Annotated in this window: 14 protein-coding genes and 4 tRNA genes; all 18 read right to left on the reverse strand. The window is 45.3% G+C overall.

Going from position 1 to position 16,245, the window contains the following annotated elements; all coding sequences use genetic code 11:
• Window positions 1-12 precede the first annotated feature (12 nt).
• Window positions 13-1,065, reverse strand: coding sequence for an aldo/keto reductase (locus AC0L6N_RS18355; RefSeq protein ID WP_473476654.1), 1,053 nt, complete (start codon window positions 1,063-1,065; stop codon window positions 13-15).
• A 53-nt stretch (window positions 1,066-1,118) separates the two neighbouring features.
• On the reverse strand, window positions 1,119-1,544 hold the full coding sequence (locus AC0L6N_RS18360; RefSeq protein WP_473476656.1) for a hypothetical protein: 426 nt from the start codon (window positions 1,542-1,544) through the stop codon (window positions 1,119-1,121).
• 776 nt (window positions 1,545-2,320) lie between these two features.
• Window positions 2,321-3,505: an elongation factor Tu gene (gene tuf / locus AC0L6N_RS18365; RefSeq protein WP_011573501.1), complete on the reverse strand. Its 1,185-nt coding sequence runs from the start codon at window positions 3,503-3,505 to the stop codon at window positions 2,321-2,323.
• 63 nt (window positions 3,506-3,568) lie between these two features.
• Window positions 3,569-3,644, reverse strand: a tRNA-Thr gene (locus tag AC0L6N_RS18370).
• 6 nt (window positions 3,645-3,650) lie between these two features.
• Window positions 3,651-3,725 (reverse strand) — tRNA-Gly (locus AC0L6N_RS18375).
• A 38-nt stretch (window positions 3,726-3,763) separates the two neighbouring features.
• Window positions 3,764-3,848, reverse strand: a tRNA-Tyr gene (locus AC0L6N_RS18380).
• Window positions 3,849-3,855: 7 nt separating this feature from the next.
• Window positions 3,856-3,931: transfer RNA gene (locus AC0L6N_RS18385), tRNA-Thr, on the reverse strand.
• A gap of 159 nt (window positions 3,932-4,090) precedes the next feature.
• Window positions 4,091-4,831 (reverse strand): type III pantothenate kinase, encoded by a 741-nt coding sequence (locus AC0L6N_RS18390; RefSeq protein WP_473476658.1) that lies wholly within the window; start codon window positions 4,829-4,831, stop codon window positions 4,091-4,093.
• The gene (gene birA, locus AC0L6N_RS18395; protein WP_473476660.1) at window positions 4,815-5,801 is read right to left on the reverse strand and encodes a bifunctional biotin--[acetyl-CoA-carboxylase] ligase/biotin operon repressor BirA; all 987 of its coding nucleotides are present in this window, start codon (window positions 5,799-5,801) and stop codon (window positions 4,815-4,817) included. Before birA ends, AC0L6N_RS18390 begins: the two co-directional genes overlap by 17 nt.
• On the reverse strand, window positions 5,798-6,796 hold the full coding sequence (gene murB / locus AC0L6N_RS18400) for a UDP-N-acetylmuramate dehydrogenase (protein WP_473476662.1): 999 nt from the start codon (window positions 6,794-6,796) through the stop codon (window positions 5,798-5,800). The genes birA and murB overlap by 4 nt, the downstream gene beginning before the upstream one ends.
• An 86-nt stretch (window positions 6,797-6,882) precedes the next feature.
• Window positions 6,883-9,009: a GumC family protein gene (locus AC0L6N_RS18405; RefSeq protein WP_011576700.1), complete on the reverse strand. Its 2,127-nt coding sequence runs from the start codon at window positions 9,007-9,009 to the stop codon at window positions 6,883-6,885.
• Window positions 9,010-9,011: 2 nt separating this feature from the next.
• The gene (locus AC0L6N_RS18410; RefSeq protein WP_473481376.1) at window positions 9,012-9,500 is read right to left on the reverse strand and encodes a polysaccharide biosynthesis/export family protein; all 489 of its coding nucleotides are present in this window, start codon (window positions 9,498-9,500) and stop codon (window positions 9,012-9,014) included.
• Window positions 9,501-9,599: 99 nt separating this feature from the next.
• Window positions 9,600-11,447 carry a polysaccharide biosynthesis protein gene (locus AC0L6N_RS18415; protein ID WP_473476665.1) on the reverse strand — a complete coding sequence of 616 codons (1,848 nt, stop codon included), beginning with the start codon at window positions 11,445-11,447 and terminating at the stop codon, window positions 9,600-9,602.
• Complete coding sequence (locus AC0L6N_RS18420; RefSeq protein WP_473476667.1) at window positions 11,444-12,622, reverse strand: DegT/DnrJ/EryC1/StrS family aminotransferase; 1,179 nt, start codon at window positions 12,620-12,622, stop codon at window positions 11,444-11,446. Before AC0L6N_RS18420 ends, AC0L6N_RS18415 begins: the two co-directional genes overlap by 4 nt.
• A 27-nt stretch (window positions 12,623-12,649) precedes the next feature.
• Window positions 12,650-13,285, reverse strand: a complete 636-nt coding sequence (locus AC0L6N_RS18425) for an acetyltransferase (RefSeq protein ID WP_473476670.1) — start codon at window positions 13,283-13,285, stop codon at window positions 12,650-12,652.
• Window positions 13,275-13,895 (reverse strand): sugar transferase, encoded by a 621-nt coding sequence (locus tag AC0L6N_RS18430; RefSeq protein WP_473476672.1) that lies wholly within the window; start codon window positions 13,893-13,895, stop codon window positions 13,275-13,277. The genes AC0L6N_RS18425 and AC0L6N_RS18430 overlap by 11 nt, the downstream gene beginning before the upstream one ends.
• Window positions 13,888-15,072, reverse strand: a complete 1,185-nt coding sequence (locus tag AC0L6N_RS18435; protein ID WP_473476674.1) for a glycosyltransferase — start codon at window positions 15,070-15,072, stop codon at window positions 13,888-13,890. The genes AC0L6N_RS18430 and AC0L6N_RS18435 overlap by 8 nt, the downstream gene beginning before the upstream one ends.
• Window positions 15,069-16,241 (reverse strand): glycosyltransferase, encoded by a 1,173-nt coding sequence (locus AC0L6N_RS18440; protein ID WP_473476676.1) that lies wholly within the window; start codon window positions 16,239-16,241, stop codon window positions 15,069-15,071. Before AC0L6N_RS18440 ends, AC0L6N_RS18435 begins: the two co-directional genes overlap by 4 nt.
• Window positions 16,242-16,245 lie beyond the last annotated feature (4 nt).

Genomic DNA, 16,245 nt, shown 5'->3' on the forward strand with positions numbered 1-16,245 from the left:
CGATTACAACGACTAGAAGGGCGCAGGGTATTGCCTAAGGACATCGCTGGTATCCTTTAATGCTTGTTCATTTAAAGGCTTGGCGAAGGCTGCAATGTTTTCTTTTAACTGAGACATACTCGTTGCACCAATGATAGTTGATGTAATACCTTCCACATTGTCACACCAAGCTAAGGCCAATTCACAGGGGGTTAAGCCATGGGCTTTGGCCACCTCAACATAACCACGAATAGCGGCTTCTGTACCTTTGGTGTCTCTGAAAATACCGTTGCGTTGTTCGAACGTCCAACGGCTGCCTTCGGGGCGCTGGTTATTTAAATATTTACCACTTAGTGCACCTCCAGCCAAAGGTGACCAAGGCAAATACGCTATATCCTCTGCCACGCAACTTTCAATCAGGTATGGCCAATCTTTAGCGTGTAATAAACTAAATTCATTTTGCATGGAAACCATGCGCGGCAAATCGTGTTCTTTGCTTAAATTCAGGTACTGCTGCAAGCCCCATGGCGTTTCATTTGAAAGGCCACAATAGCGGATTTTTCCTTGTTTAATACAGGTGTTAAGTGCTTCTAGGATAGCGAGCATCTGCGCGGTTTCAGCGGCTTTGTCTGTATCAGAAAACCGCACGCGACCCACAGCATGTTTAGCAAAATGTGGAGAGATACGATTCGGCCAATGCAACTGATAAAGGTCAATATAATCAGTGTTTAAGCGCTTCAAGGATGCATCAACAGCTTGAACAACTGACTCCGCAGATATTTTGCTACCGCTACGAATATAACTCAGACCTGGGCCAACAATTTTAGACGCTAAAATAATGTCCTTACGCTTCGATGGATTACGCTTTAACCAATCCCCGATGATCATTTCTGTATGACCGTACTTGTCTCCTGATGGCGGCACAGGATACAGCTCGGCGGTATCAATAAAATTTACACCTTGAGATAGCGCATATTCAATCTGCTCATCTGCATCTTGTTGGGTGTTTTGTACACCCCATGTCATTGATCCTAAGCACACGCGGGAAACGGATAGGCCACTGCGACCTAACGCTGAATAATTCATCTAAATTCCTTATTTGGTTTTCACATTTGCCATGACATGGCATTTTAAAGCAGTCAGCAATGAGTACTTTCATTATCTATCATAACTAGTGAACCACCATACCTATTTAATGGATACGCTCCCGCATAAATATCGTACAGACGGTCTGATTTGTAATGAGCTTTTATTGCTGCTTCAAGTTTACTAATGGTACTTCTAGATTGTGATTGCTTAGAGAAATGCAAGCAAGTTTCTTGCTCGATTAATTCAAATCGCTCTCCAAAATCACTGAAATCTTTACCTATCATTTGTAGGTTATCATCTAAGCCGACAACAGAGCCAACGAGCTGTTGGTCTTCATCTATATAAGCGAAAGGAGGTACCGCAGGGACGCCAACGCGCAGAGTAATATTTTGCTGGGTGGCTTTTGCCAATATGATAAGTGATAGCAAGCTTAAAAAGAGAACTACCATTACCTGCTTTATCATCACGTCTGCCACTTAGTGTTACTTATCGGATAATACTTAACACCACTTCAAAGTACAGGCAAATTATCAATCTGGAAGGCGCCAACCTCTACATTTAACTTTATGACAAACACCAAAAAGGATGAAATCAGAGGCTTTCTGGCGCGCGGCACTAGCCGGTTGAACGACTGGCATGGGTGAAATCAGTTTATTTAGGCGCATTGCGCCGCCTGATTGAACGGGCAGACAGGATTGTGTGCCCTGGACCGCGTGGCCAGAGAAGGGTTAAACCGCATTTTGTACACAGCTACATATAGCTACATCACTCTAAAAGCGGGCCCCACCACTGAGGAAGGATTACCCCCGCTTTGTGCGCAGTGACATCTAGTTGCATCACCATGGACGGGTTCAACCCCGTTTTGTATAGACATAAAAAAGGCCACCGAAGTGACCTTTCTTTCAAATCAATTTGCTAGCTATTAAGCAATGATTTTTGCAACAACGCCTGCACCTACTGTGCGGCCACGTTACTCCGGGCATCCTGCCCTACGCCCTACGGGCCATGCTTCGCATGTTCAAAATCGTTCCCGACGATTTTGTCACGGAATAATCCGCTTGGAGCCACACTATACGTGCAGGCACAAAAAAGGGTGAAACAGGAGGCTTTCTGGCGCACTGCGCCAGCCGGTTGAACGACCGATACGGATATCGGGCTGGCCGCATCACCATGGACGGATTAAACCCCATTTTGTATAGACATAAAAAAAGGCCACCGAAGTGACCTTTTTTTCAAATCAATTTGCTAGTAATTAAGCAATGATTTTTGCAACAACGCCTGCACCTACTGTGCGGCCACCTTCACGGATTGCGAAGCGTAAACCTTCGTCCATCGCGATAGGAGCAATCAATTCAACTACGAATTTCAAGTTGTCACCAGGCATTACCATTTCTACGCCTTCAGGAAGCTCTACAGCACCTGTTACGTCAGTTGTACGGAAGTAGAACTGTGGACGGTAACCTTTGAAGAATGGAGTATGACGGCCACCTTCGTCTTTGCTTAGTACGTATACTTCAGCTTCGAATTGAGTGTGTGGGTTGATTGAACCAGGCTTAGCTAGTACTTGACCACGCTCAACATCTTCACGCTTAGTACCACGAAGCAATGCACCGATGTTCTCACCAGCACGACCTTCGTCAAGCAATTTACGGAACATTTCAACACCAGTTACCGTTGAAGTCGTTGTATCTTTCATACCAACGATTTCTACTGCATCACCTGTGTTTACGATACCACGCTCAACACGACCTGTTACAACCGTACCACGACCTGAAATTGAGAATACATCTTCAATTGGAAGTAGGAAAGGCTTGTCGATGTCACGCTCTGGCTCTGGGATGTAGCTATCAAGAGCTTCTGCAAGCTCAATGATTTTTGCTTCCCATTGCTCTTCGCCTTCTAGGGCTTTAAGCGCTGAACCTTGGATTACTGGTAAGTCGTCGCCAGGGAATTCATATTCTGAAAGCAATTCACGTACTTCCATCTCTACCAATTCTAACAATTCTTCGTCGTCAACCATGTCACATTTGTTCATGAAAACAACCATGAAAGGTACGCCAACCTGACGGCCTAACAAGATGTGCTCACGTGTTTGTGGCATAGGACCATCGGTCGCTGCTACTACTAGAATCGCGCCATCCATTTGAGCAGCACCAGTGATCATGTTTTTTACATAATCGGCGTGTCCAGGACAGTCAACGTGTGCGTAGTGACGAGTAGGCGTATCGTATTCAACGTGAGACGTTGAAATTGTGATACCACGCTCGCGCTCTTCAGGAGCGTTATCGATTTGATCGAATGCAGATGCTGCACCACCGTACGTTTTTGCTAGTACAGTAGTAATTGCTGCTGTTAGAGTGGTTTTACCGTGGTCAACGTGGCCGATTGTACCGACGTTTACATGCGGTTTAGTGCGTTCAAACTTTGCTTTTGCCATTGTCTATTCCCCAGCAAATTGTGATAAGAAATTGTGTTTACTTTTTGAACTGGGGAGAGAAAGTGGTGCTGATAGGCAGATTCGAACTGCCGACCTCACCCTTACCAAGGGTGCGCTCTACCAACTGAGCCATATCAGCACTGATTGGAGCGGACAGAGGGAATCGAACCCTCATCATCAGCTTGGAAGGCTGAGGTAATAGCCTTTATACGATGTCCGCACATCACATTCTCTCTAGCCACTTCACTTTTGAAAAAGTGGTGGAGGGGGCAGGATTCGAACCTGCGAAGGCTGAGCCGTCAGATTTACAGTCTGATCCCGTTGACCGCTTGGGTACCCCTCCAGATTGATGGTGCCGACTACCGGAGTCGAACTGGTGACCTACTGATTACAAGTCAGTTGCTCTACCAACTGAGCTAAGTCGGCACGTCATCAAGTGGGTGCGGATATTAGAGCAACATTTCCGATCACGCAAGAGGCAATTATTAAAAAATTACTTTTTTTGTATCGTTTGGCTAAAATTGCAGCTAATTTGCCTTTATAAGGCCTTTTTGTTTGTTTTTACAGCAGATAAATAAGCGATATTTAGGTAAATAAATATTCGAGTAAGCCCAATAAAACTAAATTTTTATGAAAATAGTAATGTTTAGGTGCGTTTTTTTTGATTAGCTCTTGGCCGCCGCCTGTGATGATCACTGTATATTCGCTTTTTCTCTCACGCATTTTTTGTTCAGCGGCGTAAATAAATCCATTTACGGCTGCGGCACACCCCATATTCACACAATCGACTGTTTGCTCACCTAGGGTTAAATTATTTGGAAAGTCATCGTTGGCGAACACCAATTCAGTATTTTTAATCAGGCTATCGCGCATTAAGCTAAAACCAGGAGCAATCCAGCCACCGAGATGTTGATGCCCAATCACTACATCGCAGGTATTTGCGGTGCCTAAGTCAATAACACAATACGCATCTGTGTTACTTATTCGCCGCCCTGCAATTACCGCTAGCCATCGGTCCACACCTAATGTCGAAAAATTGCGATATGCACACCGCATCGAAAAAGCCTGAGCTTGGGATTTAGCTAAGGTCAGAGGCACATGAAGCTCGGCGCACAGCGATTCCAGTAATTTGACTTGTTGACCCTGACCGACGGCTGCAGCAACGACCCGCTGACTTGCTTTAATCTGCTCGCGAAGTTTGCTCACCTCATTGCACCGAGTGACAATAAGCGGCTGCTCAAATACCCGCTCACTGATTTTGACGTGAGCGCTTTTAATAAAGCTGTTGCCTATATCTAATAAAAGCGCGTTAGCTTGCTCTGACACTTATTTCTCCACCACTGTACGCTTGAATGCCGTCTTCTTGCTCTAATAAAAGTGCCCCGGTTTTATCAATACCTTTACAAATGCCATGCACGGTTTTGTTACCGATTATTAAATAAACGGGTTTATCCTGGTACACGTTTCTGTTTCGCCACTTTTCAAGGAAAGGCTCTAGCCCAGCTTGGCTAAAGAGGTCAGCACAGCGGGTAAGTTCATCTAATAGCAGCGCACTGACTCGATTACGATCAAAGCCGTCTGGGTTTAGAGTGGCTAAATCAATCCAAGGTTGGTCTATGCGCTCACAGCCCATATCAAGTGCCATATTAAGTCCAACACCGATGATGCAATCACAAGCGCTGCCCATTTGCCCTTCCACTTCAATTAATACCCCCGCTAATTTTTTGCCTTGGGCATAAATATCGTTAGGCCATTTCAACTGCACATCTTGGTAGCCTGCGGTTTCTAATGCTTGAGTGATGGCCACGCCGACTGCCAAGCTCAAACCTCCAATCGATTGATAACCACCAGCAAACTGCCAAAACTGCGATAAATACAAACTCGCTCCATAAGGGGAAACCCAAGTGCGACCTCGCCTTCCCCTCCCTGCGGTTTGCGCTTCCGCCAAGCACACATCACCATTATGTAAGGACCCAATACGCTCCTTTAGGTATTGATTAGTGGAGTCGACCACGTTTAACAGCGTTAGTTGAGTAGGAGCAAAGTGCTCACAATGTTTGCTGATTAACGCTTCATCAAGCAACTGAATTGGCTCCGCGAGTCGATATCCTTTACCCGTGACGCTAAAAATGTTTAATCCAAGTTCTGTGAGAGATTTTATATATTTAGATACCGCCGCTCTGGATATGCCAAGCTGCTCTCCCAACAATTCCCCTGAGCAGAACTGCCCATTTGCCAATGCCTGGACTATATGATTACGAAAGATATCTGACTGTTTGCTCATGCCCTGCTTCATAATAAAATCCTTCCCTTGGCGCCAATAAGTTGTACTTCGTGCTCTAAGTCAATGCTGAACTGCTCTGCAACAGCATTTTTAATCCGCCTAGCTAGCGATAAAAGTTGCTCGCCTGTGCCTTGCTCGGCATTTGTTAATACGAGCGCTTGTTTGGGATGACAACGAATCCCGCCTTCAAACTGCCCTTTAAAACCTAGCTGATCGATTAGCCATGCGGCGGGTATTTTTACTGTCCTAGTATCTAAGGGATAGAAAGGCATTGATGGGAACTGCTGGTGCAATGCTGCAAGGTTATCGCAACTGATAATGGGATTTTTGAAGAAACTACCAGCATTGCCCAATACATTAGGATCGGGCAATTTTGCTTGGCGTACTTCTACTACCTTGTTAAATATGTCCTGTGCACTTGGGGCATGTAAAGCAGCTAATTCACCATAAGTAACAACGGGCTGCCACGCTTTTGGCAATAAGAAGGTTACCCCCACAATCATGGCCTTTTGCCATAGGGCATGCTTGAAAATACTGTCTCGATAACCAAACTCGCAATCTTTTGCTGCAATACTGTGAACTTGATTCGTCTTCAAGTCGATATATTGAACAGATTGAATAAAGCGCTCAACTTCAACACCGTAAGCACCAATATTCTGAATTGGCGCTGCGCCGACAGTACCTGGGATAAGTGCTAAATTTTCAAATCCATACATGGTGTGTTTCAGGCAATAAACGACCAGTTCATGCCAACTTTCCCCCGCGGCTGCCTTAATGATGTAGTGCGATTCATTCTCTTGCACGCAAATTCCCTTAAGCGCTACTTCTGCCACCGTGCCTTTATAATCAGCCACAAAGGCGGTATTGCTGCCCTGTCCTAACAGGTAAAAGGGCTGTTTTTGGTGTTGAGCGATAAAGGTGTGTGCACTGTGCACACTTTTAATACTGACAAAGTCAGTACAGTGTGCGGGTAACCCAAAGGTGTGGAGCTGTTGCAGAGATTTCAATATAACAACCGATTGGCGATTTTGCGCTATTTTAGCCAAGGGCGAGCAAAAAACAAAGGCGTGATCCAGTTCGCTAATTTATGCCACTAGCGTATGCCAAAAGCACGTTTTAGCCGGCTAACAAGACCTTGCCGCTTATTCATGTTCGAACGCAAGTCTTTTACTCGATTAAACACCACCCCTAGTAAAGGCAATTCGGCTTCGTGGACTCTTTGCAAGGCTAATAATAAATCGGCCCCCTCATTCCTTTCCGCGTCACAAACAATAATGACACCATCGACAAACTTACCGACAGCGATTGCATCGCTGACAGTGTTAATTGGCGGCGTTTCTATTACCACGCGCTCATAATACCCTCTTAGTTTACGTAAAAATGCCGCAAATCGGGGTTTAGAGATGTAGGCTAATGGATCTGGTGGTAGAGGGCCACTAGGCATTAACATCAATGGGCTACTGTGAACGGCATGAATACATTTGCTGAAGCTACTTTTATTTCCCAAAAAGCTGGTAAGCCCGGGTAAATTAGCATCAATGTCAAACATTTCAGCAATTTTAGGCTTTCGTAAGTCCACATCAATTAACAAAGTTTTTTCCATCCTGCTGAATGAATCAGCCAAGCTGGTCGATATTTCACTTTTGCCGTCTCGCTCACCAATGCTTGTCACGGCAATAACCGCATTTTTATGCTGATTATTTTTTACCAGCAGTCCAGTACGCAATGAGCGTATAGCTTCGAAATATTGATAATTGCGCTCCCCCTCTGAATGCATTGACAGTGCAAATGGTTTACCTTTATTAGCTTTGGTCTGCTTAATTCTTGGCACCATACTCAAAATGGGCACATCCAAGTTAGATAACATACTTTTGAAACGCGTATATTTGTCACTGATCAAGTGCAAAATAAGCCAAAAGCCAAAACTAAATACACATGAAAATATAACTGACAGTGCGATACCCATAACCACTTTTGGCTTAGCGGGAAACGTTGGCTCCGATGCGGAGTCGACAATGGCAAAGTCATCGCCGTCATCTAGATCTTTTAGAATTTCAGTTTCTTGCAAGCGCGACAGAAACATTTCATATAAATGCTGTGTTGACTCGATTTCACGCTGCATGCGAGATATCTGCATGGAATGCTTACCTAAATTGGCGTGGCGCTCTTTGGTTTTTTGAATTTGCGCGAGTATGTCGCGTTGCCGCGCTCTGAGTGTTTCATTGCTATTGCGTAAACCGTTAACCAATTGGTTTATCAGCATAGTAAATTCAGTATCAATCGCCTCTAGCCCGGCTTTTGCGGCAATATATTTAGGGTGTTTGTGTAAATACCGTTTCGTTACCCCTTCCATGAGTAATTGCTGTTGCCCTCGGCGAATACGCAAATCACGGATGAGAGCGTTGTTTTGAATAGCGGGTATCTGCAAATAATCTTGTTGCCCTCCCGAGATAGTCGCTAATTGCACCATACTGCCTTGTGATTCAGCGACCGCTCTATCAATATGAATTTTCTGAGAGATGAGCCCTGCAATCTCACTTTTTGCCAGGTCCACCTGGCTCTCTACATCAACCAATTCATTATCGCGCAAGAACGTCAGTAGCCTTTCTTCTGACTGACTTAAACTGGTTTTTAATTCATTTAATTGGTCATTTAACCATTGGGATTTCGAGTCTGCTTTTTGACGATTGATAAGCGCATAATAAGCAAAAAAGGCTGGCCCTATGTGATTAGCAATCTCAGCGGCACTGCTGGGTGTTAACGACTCAACCGTGATCTTCAACATATCAGTATTGCTTAGTTTTGAAACGCTGAATTGTTTAAGTAACTTGGTAGTCGCATAGTCTTTCTCTGAGACGTAGCCGCCGTCGGTCGACTGTTGATATTCATGCAAATTGTACAGAGCTAAATCATCCACAACAGTTTGCACGAATTGGCGAGAGCGCATGAATTCAATGTAGGTATCTTGGCGAGTGTCTTCACCACTGGTAATGGCAGATAGGCTTGAGGGTAAGGTCAATCCACTGTCTTTGGCGCTCAATAGCAGGATGCTGCTGGCAACGTAAATTTTTGGTAGATGGATGACGTAGTAAGCACCTAACGATGCCAGCAGCCCAGCTGTGATGATGATTCGAAACTTTTTACGCCACAAGAAAGTCAAGATATCGAAGATATCTAATGAACGTTCCTGCTTTAAGGTAAAGTCTCGATTGGCATCCATGGTTAAAATAGGCTTTCTTCGATAATAATAATGTCACCTGGGTGCACCATTTTCTCTGCTTGTACGGGGATACGTTTTTTATCTGCGCCGCGGATAATGAACCATTTACTTTTAGACGCTCGCTCTTTAAGGCCACCCGCAACAGCAATTGCTTCATCAATACTGAGGTCAAACTGAAAATCGTAAGCACCCACGTTTTTTACCGCTCCTTTGATAAAGAAAGGGCGAAAACGCTCGATTACCACATTCACATTTGGCTCAACAAGGTAACCATCGAGATAGGCAGCCTCTATTTCAGCGGCGAGTTGACTGGCGGTTTTACCGATGGCATTTACCATTCCGATAAAAGGCATACGTATGTCACCCGTTTTATCAATGCGCACACGTTGATTCAAATCTGGCTCACCATAAATGTTAATCACGATAACGTCTCCAGTGCCCATGAAAAACGTACTTTCCTGAGCCTGCGAGAGCGTTGAGATACACAGCATGATTATGAATAAAATACGTATTCGCAAAAATCTAGGCCTTAGCAGTGAGATAATGAGCACATCCTGATTGTATCGACCATAGAACGACATACATGACAATTAATGCGCCGCTGGCGCATAAGCAAGTGGCGCATCAATTAAGATTTCCTTCGCTTTAGCTTCATTTTGCTGGGTCAACTCATAATTCAACTCATCTAGCAGCATCACTACTTCCTCGAAAGGCAATTTACTCTCATCGGCGCCCATAATTCTGGGGTGCTTTGTAGTGGTATCAGCATCGTCAATTAGTAACTCTTCATAGAGCTTCTCACCTGGTCGTAAACCGGAAAATTTAAGCTCTATATTTCCATCTGGCTGCGTTTCAGTCTTCAGCGTATGTCCCATCAAATGCGCCATTTTTTGCGCTAAATCGACTATTTTCACTGGGTCGCCCATATCCAACACAAACACTTCGCCTTTTTTGCCCATTGCCCCAGCTTGGATCACCAGTTGAGCGGCTTCTGGAATGGTCATAAAAAAGCGAATAATATCCGGGTGGGTAACGGTGATAGGACCGCCTGCTTGTATCTGCCGAGTGAATAAGGGCACAACCGAGCCTGATGAGCCAAGGACATTACCGAATCTGACGATGGCGAACTGAGTGGAAGACTCGAGATCGGCAATACCTTGTACGATCAATTCCGCAAAGCGCTTAGTGGCGCCCATTACATTGGTGGGGCGCACCGCTTTGTCCGTTGAAATCAGTACGAATTTTTCCACATCAAACTCTATGGCTGCTAGCGCTACATTCGCGGTGCCAAATACGTTGTTACGCAGCCCAGCCAAAGGATTCGACTCCACCATAGGCACATGTTTATACGCTGCCGCGTGGTAGATAGTTTGTATTTTATGGGCGTCAATGGCGCTTCGTAGTATTTCGTTGTCTTGAATACTGGCCAAAATAGGAACAATCTTAATATCAGGGTAAAGCTTAGAAAGCTCACCTTCAATTTGGTATAAGTTGAATTCTGATAACTCAAATAATATTAAAGACTCGGGGTTAGACATAGCGATTTGTCGGCACAGTTCACTGCCAATAGACCCACCAGCCCCGGTCACCATAACCCGCTTGCGACGGATATTGGTATCCAGTAACTCAACGATCGGTGGCACAGGCTCGCGTCCCAACAGTTCTTCAATCTTGATTTCCCGCAGCTCATCGATTTTTCGTTTGCCCGACAAAATATCTTGAATATTTGGGATACTCAACAGCTCAATGGCAAAGGGTTCTAACTCGGCGATAAGCTCTTTTCGGCGCCCATGGGATGAGTTATTTACGGCTAGTAACATCTTGTTGACGCCATACTTTCGAACCAGCTCGGGGATATCTTCTCGAGCATACACCTGCAACCCCATCACCTGCTTCCCTTGAAAAAGCTTCTTGTCATCGACAAATGCAACGGGCAACAAATCATTACCCGTACGCAGCGTTTGGGCTAAAGAGCGCCCTGCTTGAGAGGCGCCGAAGATAATACATTTTTCACGAATTTTATAATTTTGTGTTTGAACAGTGGTTTGTATCAGCAACCGTGGAGCGACAATTAAGAACATCGCCAAGGTCAAATAGATGAAAGGTACCGTGGTGGGAACAAAAGCCTGAAAGGCATAGCGCGCCGCAAATAAATACAAGGCGGATAAACTCAGCGCGATAAAAATAAGGTAAATCGCGCGTAAGTCGATGTAACGCACCATTTGTTGATAATGGCCGAAAAACGTCATAAGACTCAAGGCGAAAATACAATTCAAAATGATGACCAACCACTCACTTGCAGCAAAATGCCAGTCTTCGATGCCGATTCGTAACCAATATGCCACCAAAATACTTGCAAACAATGCGCCTAAGTCCCATCCAACAGACAGTGAAAATTTAGCTCGAGAGCTCAGTGAAAACAGCCTATCGAGTTTCATGATTGGGTAGCCTCGTCCATCACTTGCTCAATGGCTTGGCAAGTGCGCGAAATCTCATCGTCGGTTAATGTGGGATGCACCAGAAACATTAACGAGTTCTGACCCAAAGTGACTGCATTGACTAAAGGCTGTGCTGGGCGATAGCCTGAATCATCAAAGGCCTTTTCTAGATAAACTTCTGAGCAGGAGCCGGAGAAACACGGCACATTGAGCTTGTTAATTGCATCGATAATACGATCACGGCTCCACTCGGGTTTGAGACTTTCAGGTCGCACGTACACATAGCACTTATAAAACGCGTGTTCGATATACGCGGGAATTTGCGGAACATACAAGGCATCAGACTTTCCGGCGGTTGCAAAAATTTGTTTAGCGTACGCTTGGCGCTGCTGCATCCAAGTTGGCATTTTTTTCAGTTGTTGTAAGCCTACAGCCCCCTGAATTTCAGTCATTCGCCAGTTAGTACCAAAGCTTTCATGTAACCAACGAAAGCCAGGTTGATGCTCTTTTTCATATACCGCTGACCAAGATTTGCCATGATCTTTAAATGCCCAGACTTTTTCCCAGAGTGACTTATTGTTGGTCGTTACCATGCCACCTTCACCGGCCGTCGTCATGATTTTATCCTGACAAAAAGACCACGCGCCGATATCACCGATACTGCCTACCGGCTTGCCTTTGTAGGTCGCGCCGTGCGCTTGGGCGCAGTCTTCTACCACATAGAGGTCATGCTCATTCGCTAAGGCTAAAATATCGTCCATTTCGCAAGGCCAACCAGCCAGATGTACACACAGAATAGCTTTGGTGTTGCGAGTAATTTTCTGACGTATGGTCTCGGCGCTGATATTTTGAGAGTCAAGCTCTATATCTGCGAAAACAGGCACTAAACCGGCCAAAACAATGGATGAAATAGACGCAATAAACGTGCGTGAGGTAACAATGACTTCGCTGTCTTTTGGCATATCCAGCGCCTGCCATGCTAAATCTAATGCGACGGTCCCATTTGCCACTGCGACCGCATATTCACAATGAGTATAATGCGCAAATGCTTTCTCAAATTCTCTGCACTGCTGCCCCGTCCAGTAATTTACCTTATTAGAGTCAAGGACTGACAACACCGCTGACTTCTCAGCTTCATCGTAGTTCGGCCAAGGGGAAAAAGGTCCGTTTAACATAGTGTTACCTCGCATCATCTAAGATGCTTAATTATTATTATTAATTTTCTTAGCTGGACTACCAGCTACAACCGTGTGGTCAGAAACATTTGAAAGCACAGTGGAGCCGGCTCCCACTATACTGCGTTGGCCAATAGTGCAACCTTGAATAACGGCACTACCTATGCCGATAAAACTTTGCTCATCTACAGTCACATTGCCCGCCAGCCGTGAGCCAGGGGCAACATGCACGAAGTCACCTAACACGCAGTCGTGGTCAATACTGGCCGCTGTATTAATAATGCACCCTTGACCTACTTTACTGGCGATATTGACTGTCGCATTGGCGCAGATAAGCGAACCCAAGCCAATTTCACTGTGCCGGCTGACGTGCGCACTTGGGTGTACCAGCGTGGCAAAAGAGCAATGCTGCGCTAGCAATTCGGCCGTTACTTTCGCACGGATGGCATTATTGCCAATGGCCACAAAAAATAACGTATCGCTTGCCACATATTTCGCGGCGTCATCCGCATGCCCTACCACGTTCCAGTGGGCATTCGCTTGCTGCTGCGGGTAGGCTTGATCTAGAAAGCGGATATCGCTAAATCGGCGGCTCACTTCAGCGCAGTCAGCCGCGACTTTGCCATGACCGCTTGCTCCTATAATAATGAGTTTATTGATCATGTTGCTCGCCCCTAGTATTTCCAGAGCCAGTAAATTTGGCCATGGTTACGTGCCCATCTTGTTCTATATCAGCCCTTTGTAGGACCTTAAGAATGGTTAAAAATAGAATTTTAATATCCAGTGCAACACTGCGATTTTGCACGTACCACACATCGAGTGTGAACTTATCTTCCCAAGATAAATTATTACGCCCATTGACCTGCGCCCAACCAGTAATGCCTGGACGCACGTCATGGCGACGCTTTTGCTCTGCATTATAGAGCGGTAAATATTCAACGAGCAGTGGCCGAGGGCCGACCAAACTCATGTCCCCACGAAGTACATTTAGTAATCCGGGGAGCTCATCTAAACTGCTACGGCGCAAAAATCGTCCGAACGACGTTAACCTGACTTCATCGGGTAACCATTGGCCATTCGCATCGGTTTCATTGGTCATGCTGCGAAATTTAATCATATTGAACACACGATCGTCGCGCCCGGGTCGTGGTTGCCTAAAGAACACAGGACCGCCTAAAAGTACACGCACGAGTAAAGCAGTGGTCAGAATAACAGGCCAAAGCAGCAGTAAAGCCATGCACACCAGCAGTACATCTAGCAATCGTTTAAGCATTTCGGTCGCCCCGCTCAGGCAATACCACAGGCTCAGTTCTTTGAGACAATACTTGTTGATAAAACTCAGTGATCTGCTTAGCGTTAAGCTGCACATTCATAATATTAGCGACACGAATACTGGCATTTGCAGTCAGTCTTTTTCGCTCCTCAGGGTGCTCAATGGCCTGTATTATTTTCTGTGCAAGCAGTTCAGGTGCTTTTGCTGGTGCCATATAACCAGTAACGCCATCTTCAACTAAATCAGGAAAGCCACCAACATTTGAAGTCAGCGTTGCTACCCCAGCGTACATTGACTCTACTGCACCGCCGACGTTTTCAGAATGCGAGGGATGAACCGCTAAATCAAATTGCGGATACAGCTTAGGCACATCGTTTCGTAAGCCCATGAATACGCAGCTATCAGGAGCTTGCTGGTGTGCATACTGTTGCACTTGCGTGAAGTATTTGTCAGCACCTGCCCATGGACCACCAACAAATAGGCATTTCACATTCGGATAACGCTTTCGAACAATGGCGATAGCATCAATTAAGTCTTCATGCCCTTTTAACCCACGTTTTTGCCCAAGGTACGCTTTAGGTCCGTAAAAATAAGCCACCATCCCGACTATAAAGGTATCTTGTGCCAACCCTAATTGAGATGCGAGGTTGTCATTAGCTGGCGAGGTAAATGAAAAATCATCCGCGTTTACACCGTAATACGCTAATCCTACCCGTTGTGAATCAATGCCGTATGACTTATAGGCATTTTTTGTCCAAAGGCAGGATGCCAACCAATAGTCATCACTATTGGCAGTGGCTAACTCGGCTTGGCGAAAGCCCCAATGCTCAAGGTGCAACGGCCCCGGTACATGAAAAATACGCGGAATAGCGTAGCCTCGAAGCGCTAAACGCATCAGTAGCGTAGTAGCGACAAAGTGACTATGAATGATATCAGGCTTAACCTCCTCGACTATTTGGCGCAGTTTTTTAGCCCTTGCGATATTTTTCCATGGCTGTTTAAGCACTATCGAAGGATCGAATATATGCACCACGACCCCAGCGTCTTTATAACGCCCAACCATCGGTCCCTCTGGTAAAACAAGGTGTACTTCAATACCTAGCTTTACCAACTCGGAAGTTTGGCGTAAGGCCCAACTAGCGCCCACTGCAGTTTTTAATAAATGCAGAACTTTCATGAGTAATTAGACTTCAAATCAAAATATGATTGATAAAAGTCCCCCCGTCTTTTAGCTAATAATTCCATTTCATAACGTCTTGCACATTCCAAATTCCGCTGAGAAGCTTGAGACATTGATTCTGGCGATGATAGTAATCCTTGAATCTTTTCAGCTAGTTGCGACCAGTTGTTATTTTCAACCAAAGAGGCGTTATCGAGTAACTCGGGGATCCCACCGACATTTGAGGCGATGCAAGGCAAGCCACGAGCCATTGCTTCAATTAAGGCTCTTGGTAAGCCTTCAGTGCGAGATGGCATCACAAAGGCATCTGCATTATCCAAATATTGAATAACGTCGGCATGCCCCACTTCGCCGGCAAAATGTATGAGTTCGCTACATTCGAGCTTTTCCGCCAAAGCTTGCATTTCTTGCAAAAAAATCCCGCCACCTAGCATAGTGACGTTATAGGTCAGCCCCTGCTTTTTAAGATGCGAAATAGCGTGGATGAGAAGGTCGGGCCCTTTGTACATTTGCGAAAAAGAACCCACGAAAACTAACTGTTTTCCTGGAGTATTAAACACCCTAGCTTGGGTGACATAACTAGCAGCTGGTAACTCTATATCCGAACAGCCAACACTCAGAGCACCATTTGATACTGGGTAGCGACGTTGCAAGTATTCCTTCGTCACATAGCAAGCGGCAAGTGAGTTTTTTGCCATATACCTGAGGCCAATGTAGCTAACCCAACCTAAGATTTTGTCTAATGGGCCATTTGTTATACCAGCATTGAATACGTCAAGAGGGTCACCAACGACTTCTAATGCAAACCTTTGTTTGGCAGCGGTTCCAAAGCTCGCTAACATTGCTGACTGAGAGGGTACTCGATAGATAACAGCTCTTTGAGGAGTGACAACAGCGTTAATTGTCATTCGAATTTTGCGAAAGTTTCTTAGTAACCCGGCAAAACCTACATAGTAGGGTAGCCCTACAAAGGTAACGTCAAGCCCACTGGATAAGTGCCAACTTTGCTGAGGAGCGTCAACATTTTGAATACGTGCAACCACAATCACTTTTTTGAACGTAGCTAAGTATCTCTGCCAAAAATGATATAAAAACGCGCTGCTCGTCCAAACCTTTTGATCAGGTGTTCGATAAAAACGAAACTCACAAGTCACCACTACTTCCATTATT

This window comes from Paraglaciecola sp. G1-13 (genome assembly GCF_055809255.1).